The sequence below is a fragment of the Limnoglobus roseus genome, assembly GCF_008254045.1.
GTDB lineage: Bacteria > Planctomycetota > Planctomycetia > Gemmatales > Gemmataceae > Limnoglobus > Limnoglobus roseus.
Map to the genome: position 1 here is coordinate 6661278 of NZ_CP042425.1, position 18353 is coordinate 6679630.

Genomic DNA, 18353 nt, shown 5'->3' on the forward strand with positions numbered 1-18353 from the left:
AACATACGAAGCCGGGCGGTGATTTTGGAGGGGGGGCGATCTGAGAAATCTCGCGCAAGCCGGCAGCCCGTGCCCGTTTCAGTGGCACAAGCATCGACTGCCCCGAACGGTTGCCAGTGCGACCGCCGCAGGACGCGATTTCGGAGGTGCCTTATGGTTCTCGCTAACATCACCCGATCCACCCGTCTGAACCTTGAATCCCTGGACCGTCGCGACGTTCCGGCAACGCTGAGCGTCCCGAGCGCGGCCCACGCGCACCGCTTCGCCGTCGCCTCGGCCGCGGGCCAAACCACGCAAGTGAACGTCTACGAAAGCGGCACGAACGCCCTGTTGACGACGTTCCAGCCGTTCGGCCAGGCGTATACCGGCGGCGTCAGCGTGGCGACCGGCGACGTGACCGGCGACGGCATCGACGACGTCGTGGTCGGCGCACTGAACGGCAGTTCCCGCGTCAAGATTTACGACGGGGCGACGCAAGCCGTGGTCGCCAATTTCGAGACCCACCCCGGCACGACAGCGGGCGCGTTCGTCGCCCTCGGGGACGTGACCGGCGACGGCCGGATCGACCTGGTCGTGGGTGCGAACCGCGGTTCGATCGTGCAAATCTACCGCGGCCAAGACCTGACGCAAGCGAACCCGACGCCGGTGGCACAACTGCAGCCGTTCGGTGCCCCCTACAACGGTGGGGTCCGCGTGGCGGTCGGCGATGTCAACGGCGACCACATCGCCGACATTATCGCGGCTCCGGGCGTCGGCGGGTCGGCGGTCGTCAACGTCTACACCACGACGGCCGCGTGGGGCGACACGCCTGGCAGCATGTACCGTTCGAAGTTGTCCACGATCAGCGTCGGTGGGACGGGTGACCGCGGCGGGGTGTTCGTCTCGGCGGCGGACATGGACGGCGACGGCAAGGCAGACATCGCCGTCGGCCGCGTGGTCAGCGGACGGGCCACGGTCACGGTCTACAAAGGCGATCGCCCGCAGGTCCGCCTGCTGCAATCGTTCGGCTACACCAGCACCGAACCGGGCGGCGTGCCGGTGTCCCTGCGAGACCTGGACGGTGACGGTCATGCCGAACTCATCGTCGGCGGCGGTGCGGGAACGTCACAGGTCCGCGTCTTGAACCGCTTCGGCGCACTGGAACGCAGCTTCATGGCCTTCCCGCCGAACTACCAGGGCGGCGTGTTCGTGGGCTAATCTGAATGAACGGCAGACGAGGGCCGCCGAACAATCGACGGCCCTCGGTCATATTTTTCCTGGGCCGAGTTCAGCATCTCGGCCGCTTCCTTGCGGGTCGTCTCGGACCGCGATTCTCCCCGCAACATCATCGCCAACTCTTCCACGCGGGCTTCTTTCGACGTGAGCACGGTGATGGTCGTGGCCGTGCGCTTGCCGGTGGTCTGCTTGCGGATCGTCCAGTGTGCCGAGGCGTAGCTCGCGACCTGCGGCAAATGCGTGACGCACAAGACCTGGTGCGTCTTGCCGAGGGCCGAGAGTTTTTGGCCGAGCACGTCGCCGAGGCGGCCACCGACGTTGGCGTCGATCTCGTCGAAGACCACCAGCGTTCGCACCGGGTCGTGGGCGGCCAGCACCGTCTTGAGGGCCAACATCGTCCGCGACAGTTCCCCGCCGGACGCGACTTTCCGCAACGGCCGGGACGGTTCGCCGGGGTTGGCCGTCAGCATGATTTCCAGGTGATCGAACCCGAACGCGGGAATCTCAACGGCGAGCGGGTCGTCACCGACCGGCGTCGTTTGCAGAACCACATCGAGCTTGGCCTTCCCCATCTGTAGGTCACTGAGGTGCGTCAGGGCTTCGGCCGCGAGTTTCTTCGCCACCTTCGCCCGCTGACCGCTGAGCTTGTCCGCGACGGCCTTCAACTCAATAAAGTGCGGCCGCAGTTCGGCTTCCACGGCCGACAGGTCGTCTTCCTGCCGTTGCAATTTGACTTCCTGCTGGTCGAGCGATTCACGGTAGGCGACCAACTCATCGACCGACCGGCCGTACTTCGTCTCCAGCTTTTTCAGCGACTGAATCCGCCGTTCGATCTCGTCGAGACGTCGTGGGTCGGCCTCAAACGTCTCGCTCAGGTCGCGGCAGGTGTCGGCTATGTCCTGCACCTCCGGTTTCAGCGCTTCGAGCCGTTTCGCCACGGCCATCAAGTCGTCGTCGTACTTGGCCCACTGTTGGGCGTCCTTGAGCAATCGGCCGAGCGTCTCGACGACGGAACCATCATCGTCGTACAGCCGGCCGGCCGCGTTCGCGGTGAAGCCGGAGAGCGATTGCGCGTGGATCAGTTTCTCGCGTTCCTTCTGCAACTCCGGGAACTCGCCGGGCTTGAGGTTGGCCGCGTCGAGTTCCTCGCGCTCGAACCGGAGCAGCGACAGTTCCCGCTGTCGGTTCTGCCTCGCGGTCGAGAGTTCCTTGTGGCGAGTTCGCAACAGCCGAAGGCGATCGGCGACGGTCACGTACTTCTCGCGGAGCGGCGTCAGTTTGCCGAAGGCGTCCAGCACTTCCAACTGGTACGCGGGTTGAAGCAGCGAATAGCTCTCGCGCTGGCCGTGAACGTCCACGAGGAGTTCGCCGAGCTTCTTGAGCGTGGTGACGGCGACCGGAACTTCGTTCAACAGAGCCACACTTCGGCCGGACCGGCTGAGGCGGCGGGTGACGATCAGTTCATTCTCGGCGAGGGTGTCGTTGAGGATCGCTTCCGCGGCGGCTTTCTGCTCCGGTCGGACGAAGTCGAACCGGCCGGTGACGCGCAATTCTTCCGCCCCGCTACGGATCAGATCGGCCGAACCACGCTCGCCGAGCAAGAGGCCGAGCGCGCCGAGTAGCAACGACTTCCCGGCCCCGGTTTCGCCGGTCCAGGCACAGAAGCCGGGGTGGAGTTCGACGCGAACGTCTTCGATGACGGCGAGATTTTGGACGGCCAGTTCACGCAGCATATCCTGATGGTACGCACGAACCCGGCCTCCGTCTGTCCTGGGGCTTTCACCACCCAACGATTCCACTAGACTAGTTCGAACCCACCCTCCCAGGTTTCGCCATGACACACCCGAAACTTCGCTGGGGCATCCTCGGCGATGCCGCCATTAACCAACGACTGCTGCCCGCGTTCAAGGCGTCTCAGACGGCCGATCTGCGAGCCATCGCGAGCCGGTCGATGGATAAGTCGAAGGCCGCCGCGACCCGGGACGGCATCCCCGTCGCGCACGGTAGCTACCTCGACCTGCTAAAAGACCCGAACGTCGACGCGGTCTACATCCCACTGCCCAACCACATGCACGACGAGTGGTCGCGGGCGGCGGCCGACCACGGCAAGCACATCCTCTGCGAGAAACCGCTGACGGTGAAGGCGGCGGAAGCCGAGAAGCTCGTCGCGTACTGCCGGTTGAAGGACGTGCGGTTGATGGACGGTTACATGTGGCCGCACCACCCGCGGACGCACAAACTGCGGCAACTGCTCGACGCCGGCACCATCGGCAACGTGCGGAAGGTGAACGCCGCATTCTCGTTCAACATGGACGGCCTACCGACCTCGAACATTCGCCTGCAACCGGAAGCCGGCGGCGGCAGCCTGCTCGACGTGGGCTGCTACACGACCTACGCAATCCGCTGGTGGATGTCGGCCGAGCCGGTGAAGGTGTGGGCGACGGCGACCTACGTCAACGGCGTGGACGTGGCCATGAGCGGCGTGATGACCTTCGCCAACGGCCGCACCGCGAACTTCGACTGCGGCTTCGTCCACCCGTTGCGGACCTGGGTCGAAATCGTTGGCACAATCGGGTGCATCCGCATCCCGAACATGTGGATTCCCGACGACAAGGCGACGTTCGAAATCCTCCGCCAAGACGGGCTTTTCGGCACCGCGGTCGAGGTCGTTGAAACGCCCGGCCACGACCAAATGGTCCACATGCTCGACGACTTCGCCGCCGCGGTGCGGGAGAAGCGGGAGCCGTACCCGAACCCCGACGAGGCGATCAGGACCGGCCGCGTGATGGACGCTCTCGCGAAGTCGGCCCGCGACGGCGTCGAAGTGGCGGTTTAATCGAACACCGGAACTCGTGGAGATCGACTCGTGTTTCTCGCACTCTCCCTCTTGGCCCTCACGCCGTCCGCCCTGCCGCCGTTCGAACTGAAAGACGACGACCGCGTGGTGTGGATCGGCAACACGCTCGTCGAGCGCGAACAGAAGTACGGCTTCTGGGAAACGGCCCTCCTGAGCAAGTTCGCCAAGCAAAACGTGACGGTCCGCAACCTCGGCTGGTCCGGCGACACCGTCTTCGGCGACGCGCGGGCCGGGTTCGACTCGCCGAAGCAGGGCTACGAACGACTGGTGAGTCTGGCCCTGGAATCGAAGCCGACCGTGATCTTCGTCAGCTACGGCACGAACGAGTCGTTCGAAGGCCCAGCCGGCGTGGCGAAGTTCCAGAAGGGGCTGGAGAAGTTGCTCGACGCACTCGCGCCGAGCAAGGCCCGCGTCGTGCTGTTCTCGCCCCTGCCGTTCGAGAAGGCAAAAAGCCTGCCCGACCCGACCGAGCGGAATAAAGTCCTCCAGCTCTACGCCCAGGCTGTTCGTGAGGTCGCCGATTCGCGGGGCCATCGGTACGCGGACCTCTTCAACCTCGCCCTTGCTCACGAGACGACCGAAGCGGGTTCGCACTTCACCGACAACGGCATGCACCTCACCGAAGCCGGGTACGAGGCGACCATCCCGAACTTCATGACCTCGCTGGGCCTGTCGTGGGCCGGTGAAGACCCGAAGAAGTTCGACGCGGCCCGTGCCACGATTCGGAGGAAGAACCAACTCTTCTTCTACCGCTGGCGGCCGCAGAACGAGACGTACCTCCTCGGCTTCCGCAAGCACGAACAGGGGAAGAACGCGAAAGAGATCGTTCAGTTCGATCCCCTCGTCGATCATGCCGAACAAGAACTGCGGGCGATTCTGACGAAGTGACCGCACCCACCCCACACACCTTCAACACCCCCGACGCCGATGCGCATACTCTCCTCGTTTTCGCTCCTTCTCCTGTTGCCGGCGGTCGGGTTGGCCCAGGCCAACGCCATCGTCCCCGACCCGGACCCGGAGATCGAGCGGAAGTCGTTCATCGTCGCCCCCGGATTCGAAGTCAGCCTCTTCGCCGCCGACCCTCTGCTGGCGAAGCCGTTGCAGATTAACTTCGACCCGGCCGGCCGGTTGTGGGTGTCGTCCAGCGAGGTCTACCCGCAGATCAAGCCGGGCGACAAGGCGAACGACAAAATCCTGATCCTCGAAGACACCGACGGCGACGGTAAGGCCGACAAGACGACGATCTTCGCCGACGGGTTGCTCATCCCGACCGGCGTCGAACCCGGCGACGGCGGCGCGTACGTCGCGAACAGCACGGAACTCGTCCACCTGTCGGCCAGCAAGCCGGGGCAGAAGGCCGACCGCACGCGAGTGCTGCTCTCGGGGTTCGGCACCGAGGACACGCACCACATCGTCCACACCTTCCGGTGGGGGCCGGACCAGTCGCTCTACTTCAACCAGTCGATTTACATTCACAGCCACCTCGAAACGCCGCACGGCGTCAAACGGCTCAACGGCGGTGGTGTCTGGCGGTTTCGCCCCGAGACGACCGAACTCGAAGTCTTCGTCCGCGGGTTCGTCAACACTTGGGGTCACCACTTCGACAAGTACGGGCAGTCGTTCATGACCGACGGGGCGTACGGCGAGGGCGTGAACCACGGCGTCCCCGGCGCGTACTACGTCACCGCCGTCGGCGCGACCCGCCTCTTGAACGGCATGAACCCCGGCAGCCCGAAGCACTGCGGTCTCGAAGTGCTGAGCGGTCGCCACCTGCCCGACGACTGGCAGGGGAACGTCATCACCCACGACTTCCGCGGCCACCGCGTTTGTCGGTTCGTCCTCCGCGACGCGGCATCGAGCTACGAGTCTCGCGAGATGACGGAGGTCATCAAGACGAACCACCCCGCCTTCCGCCCGATCGACGTGAAGATGGGGCCGGACGGCGCAATCTACGTCGCCGACTGGTACAACCCAATCATCCAGCACGGCGAAGTCGACTTCCGCGACCCGCGCCGCGACCACACGCACGGCCGCATCTGGCGCATCACCGCGAAGGATCGGCCACTGGTGGCGAAGCCGAAACTCGTGGACGCGAGCGTGGCGGAGTTGCTGGAGCAGCTCAAAGCACCCGAAGGCTGGACCCGCGAGAAGGCGAAGCGTGTGCTGAAGGAGCGCGGCAAGGACGCGGTACTGCCCGAGTTGGCGAAGTGGGTCGCGGCGTTGCCGCCGGACGCGGAACACGCCCGCCTGGAAGCCGCGTGGGTGCGGCAGTCGTTCGCCGACGTGGACATGGACACGCTCTCCCCCTTGCTGGCCGCGAAGGAACCGCACGTGCGGGCGGCGGCCGTGCGGATGCTCTCCGACTCGTTCATGGGCCTGAACAAGCCCGGCGAGTGGACGAAAGCGTTGCAAGACGAACACCCACAAGTGCGGATGGAAGCCGTCCGTGCCGTAGCCGCGTGGAAGACGCCGGAGGCACTTGAATTGGCCCTCGGCGTGTTGAAACTGCCGATGGACCCGGTTCTCGACTACGCACTCTGGTTGACCGTCCGCGACCTGGAACCGTACTGGCTGACTGCCTTCAAGGACGGCACGCTATCCCTCGGGGGCGACGCCCGAGCCATCGCCTTCGCCCTAAACGCGGTCGGTACAAAAGATGTCGCGCAGCCACTTCTGAAGCTGGCGAAGGACGCGAACATCCCCGCAGAGCGTCGGAAGGCCCTCTGGTTGATGCTCGCGAAGGTCGGCGGGCCGAACGAAGTGGGCGACATCCTGGGCAACGGTTTTACCGGCGCTGACGGCCCCACGAAGTTGGAACTGCTGCAAAACCTGGAGGCGAACGTCCGCCGTCCGTCGTTCGGCAAGGCTCCCGCGCTCGACACAAAGACACTGACGGAACTCTCCCAAGAAAACGACACCCCCCAAGCCCAAGCGGCCCTCCGCCTGTTGGGCCTGCTGAAGCAAGACGCGGCGCGGGCGACGCTGGAACAGCAAGCCGTCGCGGACAAGCGGCCGGCGGCCGATCGCGCGGCCGCCCTGGAAGGGCTGGTTCACCTGGGCGGGCCGAAGTCGCGGCAGTTCTTCGACCTCCAAGCCGCGAAGGAGCAACCGATTCTCACGCGGCGGTTGGCGGTCCAAGCCTTGACGATGCTCGACCTGACCGCGGCGGCGGCAACGGCGGGCGATGTCCTGTCGGCTTCCGACGCGAAGGACGACCTCGGCGGCTTCTTCGACTCGTTCCTCCTCCGCAAGGGCGGCCCGGCGGCACTCGCGAAGGGTCTGACGGGCAAGACGATCCCGGCCGACGTGGCGAAGGTCGGGCTTCGCGCGATTCGGTCGTCGTCGCAGAACGTGCCCGACTTGGTTGCAGCGCTCACGAAAGCCGGCAACCTCGCGGCGGCGAAGAAGGAGCCGACGGCCGACGAGGTGAAAGCGTACGTCGCCGACGTGCTGAAGACGGGCGACGCGACCCGCGGCGAAGCCGTCTTCCGGCGGAAGGAAATGCAGTGCCTCGCCTGCCACGGCATCGCTGGCGTCGGCGGGCAGGTCGGCCCCGACATGACCAGCATCGGGGCGAGTGCGCAGCCGGATTACCTCGTCGAATCGCTGTTGATCCCGAACAAGGCGATCAAGGAAGGCTATCACGCCATCGAAGTGAACACCCTGTCCGGCAAGGTCGTCTCCGGCATCAAGCTCCGCGAGACGAAGACGGAACTCGCCCTCCGCAACGCCGAGGACAAGGAAGTGAGTATTTCGACCGACGACATCGACACGAAGAAGCAAACCCGCTCGCTGATGCCCGACGGCCTCGTCGATACGCTGACGCGGCAAGAACTCGTGGACCTCGTCCGCTTCCTCTCCGAGTTGGGCAAAGTCGGCCCGTACGCCCCGAACCCGGCTCGCCTCGTGAGGCGGTGGCAGTACCTCGACCCGACCGGCCCCGCAACCAACGTCTTCCGGCGGGAGCGGGTTACGGCCGCGGTCGAGAAGCCGTCGCAATTCACCTGGGTCTCGGCGTACACCCGCGTCAGCGGCGACCTGCCGACGGCCGACGTGCCGAGTTTTGTCGTCTGGAACGGTTCGGACCCGCTCACCGTCGTGCGATTCGAACTGAAAGCTTCTGTCGAAGGAGCCGCCGCCTTGAAGTGGAATTCTGTTGAAGGGCTTTCGGTCTATGTGGGTGAGAAGTCGGTCGAGGCGAAGCCGGAAACGGCAATCGACGTGAAAACCGGCACGACCGTTATCACCGTTGTCGTCGACCGATCGAAACGAAAGTCGGAGCTGCGGTGTGAACTCGTGGACGTACCCAACTCACCGGCCCGAGTTGCGGTCGTGGGCGGCAAATAAGTTCTCGCACCAGTCGTAACAGGCCGCCCGGGAAAACCGGCGGCCTTTCTTTTTTCTTCCCCAGGTGGAATTCCGCAACTGTGTTCTATGCTTCCGCCGTCAGCGTAAAACTTCCATTCCCGTGGGTGGGTGATGCGGTTCATTATCGCGAACGAATTCTACCAGCAGATGCTCCAGCAGCCGGACCACACGTTCGACTGTTACGTGCGGCCGGGTGAGTACCTTCACCACATGTACATTGATGGCGTGAAGTACGCCGTCGCCCCGGCCGTGCTGGACTGCCTCGCACAAGCCGAGGCCCAGGGCGACAAGGAAGCGATCGAACACCTCCAACTGCACAAACTCCACTTCGAACAACTACTCGCGGACGCCGAACGGTACGGCAGTCTCGACGGGGTAACACTCCTCGGCGACCCGCCGCCGACGGATGAAGAGGCCGCCCCGGACACCGGGAACCGGTACTCGCCGCGGGTACCGACCAAGTGGGAAGACCTGGGGTTGGAGTCGGCGTTCCTGTTCGACATGGTGTTGCGGGTGATCTTCACCCGCGGCCAGATTGCCGGCACCGACATCGCGGACCTGCTGGCCGTCCCTTACCCCGTCCTCGGCCCGCTGTTGCAGGCGATGCGGAAGCAGACCCTCATCGACATCGTCGGCCAACGCCCCAACAGCGGCGACTCCGGGTTCATCTACGAAATCAAGCCGCCGAAGGGTTCGGCCGCGTTGCAGGAAGCCCTGGAAAAGACGAACTACGTCGGCCCGCTGCCAGTCCCATTTGCCGATTATGTGGAGGCGGTGCTGGCCCAGACGGTGAAGAAAATCACCGTGACTCGCCGCAGCATCCGCTCGGCCTTCCAGGATCTGATCATCTCGGACGAGGCCTTCAACGAGATCGGCCCGGCGATTAACTCGGCCCAGTCGATCTTCTTCTTCGGCTACCCTGGCAACGGGAAGACAAGCATTGCCGAACGGATCACGCGACTGATGGGCGATTCGATCTTCGTGCCGCACACCGTCGAGGTCAGCGGGCAAATCGTCCGCGTCTACGACCCCATCATCCACACGGCCGTTACTGAGGTGGACGAAGACGCCGGGACGACGACGATCTTGAAGAAGGCGTCCGAACACGACCGGCGGTTCATCAAAATCCGCCGGCCGACGATCGTCGTGGGCGGCGAACTCACGATGGCGATGCTCGACCTGAAGTACAACGCCACGGGCAAATACTACGAAGCGCCGCTGCAAATGAAGGCGAACGGCGGCATCTTTATGATCGACGACTTCGGCCGGCAGCAGGTGCGGGCGATGGACCTACTCAACCGCTGGATCGTGCCGTTGGAGAAGAAGTACGACTACCTCAACACCGTCTCCGGCAACAAGGTCGAGGTGCCGTTCGACGAAATCCTGATCTTCAGCACGAACCTCGACCCTACTCAGCTCGCGGACGAGGCGTTCCTCCGGCGGATCAAGTTCAAGATCGAGGTCCGCGACCCGAGCGAGGAGCAGTACCGCAAAATCTGGGAGTTGGTCTGCAAGGGCCGCCGCGTGGACTTCGACCCGAGCGGCGTGAACTACCTCATCGACAAATGGTACCGGCCGTCGAGCCGGCCCTTCCGGATGTGCCAGCCGCGGGACATTCTAGATCAGATGATCTCGATCGCGAAGTACAATATGGAGCGCGTGAACTTTAGCCCCGACCTGATCGACGCCGCCTGCTCGACGTACTTCATCAACGATCAGAAGCGGGACTTCGGTGCGAAGGTACGACTCGACTGATGAACCCCAACGAACTGAAACTGCAATTGAAAGCCGAGGCGAACCGCCTCGGCTTTTCGCTTTTCGGCGTCGCCACCGCGACCGACGCGGACGGCTTCGAACGATTCACCTCGTGGCTGGGCGAAGGGTATCACGGCGAGATGGACTACCTCGCGAAGCGGCGGGACGCCCGGCGGTCGCCAGCGTCGGTCCTTGCATCAGTTCGAAGCGTGGTGATGCTCGGGTTCGAGTACGGGCAAGCCGTTCAGGAGAGTTACAAGTCACTCGGCCGCGTCGCGGCGTACGCCCGAGGACCGGATTACCACGGCCTGATTTGGGAGAAACTCAACGCCCTCGGGTCGTTCCTGCAAACCCAGGACGTCGCGGCTGAATTCCGGGGCGTAACTGACTCGGCTCCGTTGTTGGAGCGAGAGTTCGCCCGCCGGGCGGGACTCGGGTGGTTCGGCAAGAACACCATGCTCATCAACAAACACCGTGGGAGTTTCTTCTTCCTGGCGGGCTTTCTCACGAACCTCGACCTGCCCGCCGACGAACCGTACCGCACCAATCATTGCGGAACTTGCACCGCCTGCCTCGACGCCTGCCCGACCGACGCCTTCGTGACAGCCGGGACCCTCGACGCACGGAAGTGCATCAGCTACCTGACCATCGAATCGAAGTCGGCATTCCCCCTCGAACTCCGACCGGCGGTCCGCAACTGGCTCTTCGGGTGCGATGTGTGCCAAGAGGTCTGCCCGTGGAACCGACACGCCGGGAAAACGCCGGTCCCCTTCCCCGCCGATGCGGAACTCGTGGCCCTCGATCCGCTCGAATTGTTGGCGATGTCGGAAGCGGAGTTTCGGACGCGGTTCAAGCCGACGCCGCTTTTCCGCCCGAAATGGTCGGGGCTGCGGCGAAACGCGGCCATCGTTCTGGGGAACGTCGGCGACGAGAAAGCCCTTCCAATCCTGGCGTGCGCGCTGGCGGACGTGAACGAAGTCGTTCGAGAGGCGGCGACGTGGGCCATCGACCAGATTCGCGAGCGGCAAGGCACCGGCGCGCCACAACCGGCAGGACCGGATCGCCCAGTCGCGCAACCTGCCGTAAACTCAGTATCTTCTCATGCCGGGTCGGCTATTATAAATGGCTAGAGTCCCTCGACCCACTCGCTTGACCGACTATGCAACTTCTCGACTCGCTCATTTCGCGTGGCGTGCTTCCCGAAGGGGATCGCCTCCGGGCGGCCGATGCCATCGCGTCGGCCCCGGACCTGGCTCCCCACGTCACGCTGATGGAAAAGGGCTTCGTCAAGGAAAATGACCTCATGCCCGTCCTCGCCGACGAGTTCGGCATGGAGTGGGTCGATCTCACGCAGACCAAGGTTGACGCGGAAGCCTTGAGCGGTGCGCCGCTCAAGTTACTGAACCGCAAGAATCTGATGCCGATCGCCCGGCACAACGGCACCCTGACCGTCGCAACCGCTGACCCGTACGACGTGTACTCCCTCGACGAGTTGCACACGCTGACCGGCCTGCACATCCACCCGGTCCTCGGTTCGCCCCGAGAAATCACCCGGCTCATCAAGACGAATTTCGGCATGGGTGGCGATACCGTCTCGGCCCTTGTAGAAGAGCGCAAGGACGACGTTGAGTTTCTCGAAGACTTCGAGACCGACGACAGCGAACTCGCCAAACAGGCCCAGCAGGCGTCCGTGGTCAAACTCGTGAACGAGTTCCTCGTGGAAGCCGCCAACGAGCGGGCGAGCGACATCCACCTCGAACACGAAGAGGGCGGCATTCGCGTCCGTTACCGTGTGGACGGTCTACTCCAAGAACAGAAGCTGCCGCCGGCCATCAATCAATTCGCGGCCGCGATCGTCAGTCGTTTGAAGATCATGGCCCGTCTAAACATCGCCGAGAAGCGTCTGCCCCAGGACGGCCGCATCAAAATGCGGGTGCAGGGCCGCGAGGTGGACGTGCGGGTGTCGATCATCCCGATGATCCACGGCGAAGGCATGGTCATGCGGTTGCTCGACAAGAGCCGAATGGTCTTCAATCTCAAAAACATCGGATTCGCTTCGGACATCGATCGCCGTTTTCGGCAGTTGCTCGACCTGCCCCACGGCATTGTGATCGTGACGGGACCGACCGGGTCCGGGAAGTCCACCACGCTCTACAGCGCCCTCAACGAGGTCAAGAGCGAGACACTGAAAGTCATTACCGTCGAAGACCCGGTCGAATATCAACAGCCCGGCATCAGCCAGATTCAAACGCATGCCAAAATCGGCCTGACGTTCGCAGCCGCTCTGCGGTCGATCCTTCGGCACGACCCGGACGTGATCTTGATCGGGGAAATGCGGGACTTGGAAACCGCCCAGTCCGCGATTCAAGCCTCCCTGACCGGCCACTTAGTGTTCAGCACACTCCACACGAACGACGCTCCAAGTGCGTTCACGCGGATGACGGATATGGGCGTTGAACCGTTCCTCGTCTCGACGACGGTCGAGGGAATCATGGCCCAGCGATTGGTGCGGACGATCTGCCCGGATTGTAAAACCGAGTACGAACCTTCGGCGGAAGAAGTCCCAATCGACTTCCCGTGGAAGCCCTCGGAAGAAGTTCCCGTTCTGCGGGTCCACAAAGGTTTGGGGTGTCGGGCGTGCCGCCAGTCCGGGTATCGTGGGCGAACGGGCATTCACGAATTGTTGATCACAAACGATTTGATCCGCGACTTGATTTCGCAGCGGGTGACGTCGGCCGTGATCCGAGCCGAGGGGATGAAAAACGGGATGCGCACCCTTCGTCAAGACGGTTGGATCAAAGCGCTTAACGGCAAGACAACCATCGACGAAGTCGGCCGAACGACGGCCGGTGATATCTCCTAACTTTCGAACGCACCCATGCCAGACTACACCTACGAAGCCCTCGCGAAGACCGGCCAAAAGCAGACCGGCACGCTGACCGCCGGGTCGGAGCGCGAGGCCGCATCAGTACTCGACTCGCGGGGCCTGTTCCCGATCAAGATCGCGTCGGTCAGCCGGTCCGGGGAAGGTGGCGGGTTCTCGCTCTTTTCCGGCGTTAGCAAGCGCGAAACGGCCCTGATCTACGGCCAACTCGCGGACTTACTGAACTCGGGCGTGCCCCTGCTGCGCGCGCTCGAAATTCTCGAACGACAAACGACGAATAAACGGCTGTCGTCAACCATGCGCGACGTGCGGCTCAAGGTCGCCGACGGGACGAGCCTTTCACAAGCGATGGGTGCCCACCCGAAAGTCTTTGACGAATTAGCCGTGAGTATGGTGCGGGCGGGTCAGGAAGGCGGCTTCTTGGAAGACGTCCTGACCCGCATCGCGTCGTTCGTGGAACACCAGGAAGACCTGAAGGCCAAGGTTATCGGCGCGCTGGCGTACCCCGTCTTCCTCGCCGGGGCGGGGATGATCGTACTGAACATCTTGATGATCTTCTTCGTGCCGAAATTTGAGCCGATCTTCGCGAAACTGCGGGAGAAAAACGAACTCCCCATGATCACAGTTTGGGTGACGTGGGTCAGCCACACGATGCAGTCCAAGCTCGGCCTCCTCATTGCCGTGCTGTTCGTCATCGCGGTGGTCGCGTTCTTCAAATGGGCGAAGGGGCCGGGCCGGGCCACCATGGACGCGGTGAAAATTCGGCTGCCGCTTTTCGGCAAGGTGTTCCTCGCGTTGTCGTTGTCCCGCTTCACCCGCATCTTCGGCACGATGCTCCAGAACGGCATCCCGATTTTGAAGGCCCTGACCATCGCCAAGGACTCGACCGGCAACCGGGTGTTGTCTGATGCTATCGCTTTGTCGGCCGAGAACGTGACCAGCGGTCAGAAGTTGGCCGACCCGCTCCGGCGGTGCAAGTACTTCCCCGGCGACGTGGTGGAGATGATCGCCATCGGCGAGGAAGCGAACACCTTGGAGAAAGTGTTAATCAACATCTCCGACAGTCTGGAGAAAAGGACGGCCCGGAACCTCGAACTCATGGTCAAGTTGCTGGAACCGTTGATGCTGTTGGTAATGGCCGGCGTCATCTTAATCGTTGTCGCCGGATTGCTCCTCCCCGTGTTTAAGATGGGGCAGGCCGTGAAGTAATGCGAGTCGCAATCGAACGCAATTCGGCTCTCATAATTGGACGCAAACTTCTAATTGATATGAACTTAAAGTCTCATGACTTGTTAAGCGACGTCCACCTATAGTGGATTGGTGCCCGCCAAATATTTCTCCCAGGAGTCCTTCCCATGCTCGTCGCACAACACAGCCCGTTGAATCACACCCGGCGTTCCGCGTTCACACTGCTCGAAGTCCTCGTCGTGGTCGCGATTATCGTGATCCTGGCAGGTGGAGCTGGCGTTTACGTCTTCGGCTACTTGGAAGACGCCAAGGTTGACACCGCACGCAACACCATCACCATGCTGGAAACGCAGTGCAAAGCCTATGCGGCCAAGAACGGCGGCCAGTTGCCGGGCACGCTCCAAGAACTCGTGGCACCTACCAATGGTAAGAGTCCTTTGATCGACGGTGGCCCGAACGTGCTCCTCGACCCCTGGGGCAACCAATATCAGTACAACCCGGACAACACCAACCAATACACCGGCGAGCCGGACCCGATGGTTTGGACCACGAGCAAGAAGGGGCCAATTTACAGCAACGCCCGCCGGTAACGTGGAAAACCTAACGGGAGTACGACAATGATCCGCCCCACCGCCCGACCGGGCTTTACCCTGATCGAGATCCTTGTCGTAATCGCCATGTTGGTCATCCTCGGGGCTGTTCTGGTCCCGAGCATGTCGGGGTTGGGCCGGGACACGAAGACCAAGGCCGCTGCGGACCTCGTTCAGAGCTGCATCGCCGATGGCCGCGGCAAGGCCATTGAGACCGGCTTGAACTACCGATTCGCCATCTCCAGTGACGGCAACCGGGTACGGGTCGCCCCCGAAGTTTTGGACACCCAGGGCCAGGTTCCCGACTCCGCCGGGGGCGTACCCAGCGTTCGAGAAGACAACCTGCCTACGGGGGTAACAATCGTCACAATCGACGAAGACCCTCCCAGCCCGGACGCGAACGGGTGGATTGTGTTGGCCACGATTTTGAACGACGGCACCTGCCGGGAAGACTTGGTCGAACTCAAAATTTCGGAAGCGAGTGTTCAACCACTCGGGGTTCGTATCCGTGGCCTGACGGGCACGACGGTTCTGTTTAACCTGACCGCCGGGGGGAAATCTCCGTGATCGTTCGCCCATCGGCCCACCGCCCCGGTCTGACGCTGTTGGAAACTATGGTCGCCCTGGCCATTTTCACCATCGGCCTGACGGCCCTCAGTCAACTCATCACGATCGGCAGCCGGAACGCACTGGAAGCGTCCCTCCACGCCGACGCGATGCGGTTGGCCCAATCGAAGCTCGCCGAGGTGGAAGCCGGGGCGGTCGCACCGGACTCGTCCACGTCGGGAACTTACGATACCGAAACCGGCTGGCAGTGGCAGATGGACTCGTCGCAGACGAGTGTGCCTTACGTTTACCTCATCACCGTTACCGTGTCGCGTTCCCCGGGGAGTTACCCCCACTCGGTGACGATGACGCAGATGGTTTACGACTCGCGGCAGATGGGCAAGTCCGGTGAGATCGCCAATCCCACGACCACGACCACGACCGGGACTGCGACTACGACCGGAACGACGACGGGAGGGACCACGCCGTGATACTGACGACCCGTACCACCGCCCGCCGATCTGGTTTCACGATTCTCGAAGTCCTGCTTGCCAGCGCCATCGGTGTGTTCCTACTGGCGGCCCTGTACTTCGCCTTCGACCTGTGCCTCCGGCAGACCGATTCCGCCCGCGGAATCGCGGAAAAGAGTGACCTCGCGCGGGCCATCACGAACCGCATGACGGCCGACCTCGGGGCCAGCCTCGGGCCGCTCCAGCCCAAGTCCGGCGGTGGAGTAACCCAGGACAGCACGATCAACTCCGGCACGTCGACCAGTTCAACGACCACAACGCCGACTACGACCGCAACCACGACCACGACGCCCACAACCACCGATTCCAGCACCGATACTTCCACCGACACGACCGCAACGACCACGGACCAAAGTCTGTCGGCCGACGTGCCGTTCCAGGGGGGCGTCTTCGGGACGGACAAGCAACTCACGATCTACGCCAGTCGCGTGCCGACCGACCTGCTCAACCCGTTGTCGGCGGAGCAAACGATGCTCGGGGCCGACCCGAAGCCGGACCTGCGGCGGATCACGTACTACCTCAGCGCGACCGGCGGGTTGTGCCGGCAGGAACAGTTTCTGGTCACGGCCGACGGCATCCGCAACTCAACCGACCCGGATCACTCCCGCGAATCGCTCGACCTGATCGCCGAGGAAGTGACCGACGTGACCTTCGAGTACTTCGACGGCACGACCTGGACGAACACCTGGGCGGGCGATGACGACGGGGGCGATGGCAAAACCGTGAAGGGGCCGCCGCGGGCCATTCGCATGTCGATGACCATGCAGGACACCGACGGCGTCACGAAGTCGATCGAACACGTCTTCGCCCTCCGGGCGGCAGTCGGCACGTACCAGGCCCCGGTCGCCGCCGACACCACGACGACCGACACGACGACCACGGGGGGTTCGGAATGACGACCCGACCGAACGCGAAGCCCGGTTACGTTCTCCTCGTCGTCGTCATGGTCATCGTGATCCTGTCGCTGACGGCCTACCGGTTCGCCGACGCGATGGGGTCCGAGTTGCAGGTCGCCTACCGCGCCGGCGAGGGGTTGGAGGCGAAGAGCTTCGCCATCTCCGGCATTCACTACACGATGGGCCTGCTGGCCGACCCGGACTCGTTCGCGAACGTGCTGGGCAGTGACCCCTACGACACCGACGCGCTCGTCAACGTGACGGTCACGAGCGATGGGCCGCGCGGCGGCGGGCGGTTCACGATCGTCAGCGTGGCGGAAAGCGACACCGGTGGGTCCGGGGCCGATAAGTACGCCCTCCGGTACGGCGTAACGGACGAGTCCGGGAAGATCAACCTCAACACGATGATGCGGATCGACTCGTCGGGGGAAGCCCTCCGCGCGATGTTGATCCTGCTTCCGAACATGACGGACGACGTTGCCGACGCCATCACCGACTGGCTGGACGCCGACGACGACCAACGGGACAGCGGTGCGGAGTCGGGGGCGTACCCGAACTACCGCCCCCGCAACGGCCCGATCAACTCGATCGAAGAGTTGCTGCTCGTCCGCGGCGTGACCGTTCAAAACCTCTTCGGCAACGACCGCAACCGCAACGGCGTGCAAGACCCCGATGAGAACGACGGGAACGACTTCAACCGCGGGTGGTCCGACTACCTCACCGTCTACGGCCACGAGTTGAACGTCGATTCGACCGGCCAACCGCGGGTTTATGTCAACGACACCAACATGGCCACGGTGAACCAGAATCTCGCGGCCATCGTCGGCCAAGACCTCGCCGACTACACGATCGCGTATCGGTTGTACACGACTTCCGCATCGACGACGGCCCCGGCCACCGGCACGGTGACGGGGACGGTGAACGACCTTCGCACCGCGGTGCAGAATTCTCTGGCCGCGAACCCCACGGCCAAGCGGCAGGTTCGCAACTCGATGCTCTCGATGGTGAACACCCGCGTCACGCTGCCGAAGGCGGCCAACGCCCCCATGAACGCCCCGACCGTGGTGGTCAACTGCCCCCTCAACGACGAGACGCAGTTGAAGTCTGTGATCGCGAACGTCATGGACAAGGTGACGGCCAAGAGCAACTACGAACTGAACCCGCGGATCAACGTCAACACCTGCCCTCCGACGCTGCTGTCCGTCCTGCCCGGCGTGACACCGGAAGACGCGACGAACTCCGTGGCCGTGCGGGCGAACCTCGACCCGACGAGTGCCGAGTACAAGACCGGGGCGTGGCTGTACACGCAGGCCGGGATGAACATCAACATCTTCAAGAACATCGAGACGTACATCACCGGGTACACGCAGACGTACCGCGTTCAGGCCATCGGCTACTTCGCCAACGGCGGGCCAGTCGCCCGCGTCGAGGCGGTCGTCGACACGAACGGCGGCTACCCGCGCATCGTTTACTTCCGCGACCTCACCGACCTGGGCAGTGGGTTTACCCCGCCGCGCTAACACC

The 18353-nt window shown here is 63.4% G+C and carries 14 protein-coding genes; 13 read left to right on the top strand and 1 reads right to left on the bottom strand.

Annotation, left to right across the window (positions count from 1 at the left end; genetic code table 11):
- The first annotated feature begins 153 nt into the window (after positions 1–153).
- Positions 154–1197 carry an FG-GAP repeat domain-containing protein gene (locus tag PX52LOC_RS28380; protein WP_149113247.1) on the top strand — a complete coding sequence of 348 codons (1044 nt, stop codon included), beginning with the start codon at positions 154–156 and terminating at the stop codon, positions 1195–1197.
- Here the strand turns inward: PX52LOC_RS28380 and recN are convergent.
- Positions 1194–2948 (bottom strand): DNA repair protein RecN, encoded by a 1755-nt coding sequence (recN, locus tag PX52LOC_RS28385; protein ID WP_149113248.1) that lies wholly within the window; start codon positions 2946–2948, stop codon positions 1194–1196. The two genes, PX52LOC_RS28380 and recN, sit on opposite strands and share 4 nt — an antisense overlap.
- A 101-nt stretch (positions 2949–3049) precedes the next feature.
- Here recN and PX52LOC_RS28390 point away from each other — a divergent pair, with 101 nt between their 5' ends.
- The 12 genes from PX52LOC_RS28390 to PX52LOC_RS28445 all read left to right on the top strand — a co-directional run bounded on the left by PX52LOC_RS28390 (position 3050) and on the right by PX52LOC_RS28445 (position 18349).
- Positions 3050–4051, top strand: a complete 1002-nt coding sequence (locus tag PX52LOC_RS28390; RefSeq protein ID WP_149113249.1) for a Gfo/Idh/MocA family protein — start codon at positions 3050–3052, stop codon at positions 4049–4051.
- 30 nt (positions 4052–4081) lie between these two features.
- Complete coding sequence (locus PX52LOC_RS28395) at positions 4082–4960, top strand: SGNH/GDSL hydrolase family protein (protein ID WP_149113250.1); 879 nt, start codon at positions 4082–4084, stop codon at positions 4958–4960.
- 39 nt (positions 4961–4999) lie between these two features.
- Positions 5000–8419 (top strand): PVC-type heme-binding CxxCH protein, encoded by a 3420-nt coding sequence (locus tag PX52LOC_RS28400; RefSeq protein WP_149113251.1) that lies wholly within the window; start codon positions 5000–5002, stop codon positions 8417–8419.
- A 132-nt stretch (positions 8420–8551) separates the two neighbouring features.
- The gene (locus PX52LOC_RS28405) at positions 8552–10195 is read left to right on the top strand and encodes an ATP-binding protein (protein ID WP_149113252.1); all 1644 of its coding nucleotides are present in this window, start codon (positions 8552–8554) and stop codon (positions 10193–10195) included.
- Positions 10195–11325, top strand: a complete 1131-nt coding sequence (queG, locus tag PX52LOC_RS28410) for a tRNA epoxyqueuosine(34) reductase QueG (protein WP_149113253.1) — start codon at positions 10195–10197, stop codon at positions 11323–11325. The genes PX52LOC_RS28405 and queG overlap by 1 nt, the downstream gene beginning before the upstream one ends.
- Before the next feature lie 29 nt (positions 11326–11354).
- Positions 11355–13058, top strand: a complete 1704-nt coding sequence (locus tag PX52LOC_RS28415) for a GspE/PulE family protein (RefSeq protein ID WP_149113254.1) — start codon at positions 11355–11357, stop codon at positions 13056–13058.
- A 15-nt stretch (positions 13059–13073) separates the two neighbouring features.
- Positions 13074–14288 (top strand): type II secretion system F family protein, encoded by a 1215-nt coding sequence (locus tag PX52LOC_RS28420; protein ID WP_149113255.1) that lies wholly within the window; start codon positions 13074–13076, stop codon positions 14286–14288.
- A 146-nt stretch (positions 14289–14434) separates the two neighbouring features.
- Positions 14435–14857 (top strand): type II secretion system protein GspG, encoded by a 423-nt coding sequence (locus PX52LOC_RS28425; RefSeq protein WP_149115651.1) that lies wholly within the window; start codon positions 14435–14437, stop codon positions 14855–14857.
- A 27-nt stretch (positions 14858–14884) separates the two neighbouring features.
- Complete coding sequence (locus tag PX52LOC_RS28430) at positions 14885–15424, top strand: pilus assembly FimT family protein (protein ID WP_149113256.1); 540 nt, start codon at positions 14885–14887, stop codon at positions 15422–15424.
- Positions 15421–15894 (top strand): type IV pilus modification PilV family protein, encoded by a 474-nt coding sequence (locus PX52LOC_RS28435; protein ID WP_168219253.1) that lies wholly within the window; start codon positions 15421–15423, stop codon positions 15892–15894. The genes PX52LOC_RS28430 and PX52LOC_RS28435 overlap by 4 nt, the downstream gene beginning before the upstream one ends.
- On the top strand, positions 15891–16829 hold the full coding sequence (locus PX52LOC_RS28440) for a prepilin-type N-terminal cleavage/methylation domain-containing protein (protein WP_149113258.1): 939 nt from the start codon (positions 15891–15893) through the stop codon (positions 16827–16829). The genes PX52LOC_RS28435 and PX52LOC_RS28440 overlap by 4 nt, the downstream gene beginning before the upstream one ends.
- A complete protein-coding gene (locus PX52LOC_RS28445) occupies positions 16826–18349 on the top strand; it encodes a type II secretion system protein GspK (protein WP_149113259.1) in 1524 nt (507 codons plus the stop codon). Before PX52LOC_RS28440 ends, PX52LOC_RS28445 begins: the two co-directional genes overlap by 4 nt.
- The last annotated feature ends 4 nt before the right edge of the window (positions 18350–18353 follow it).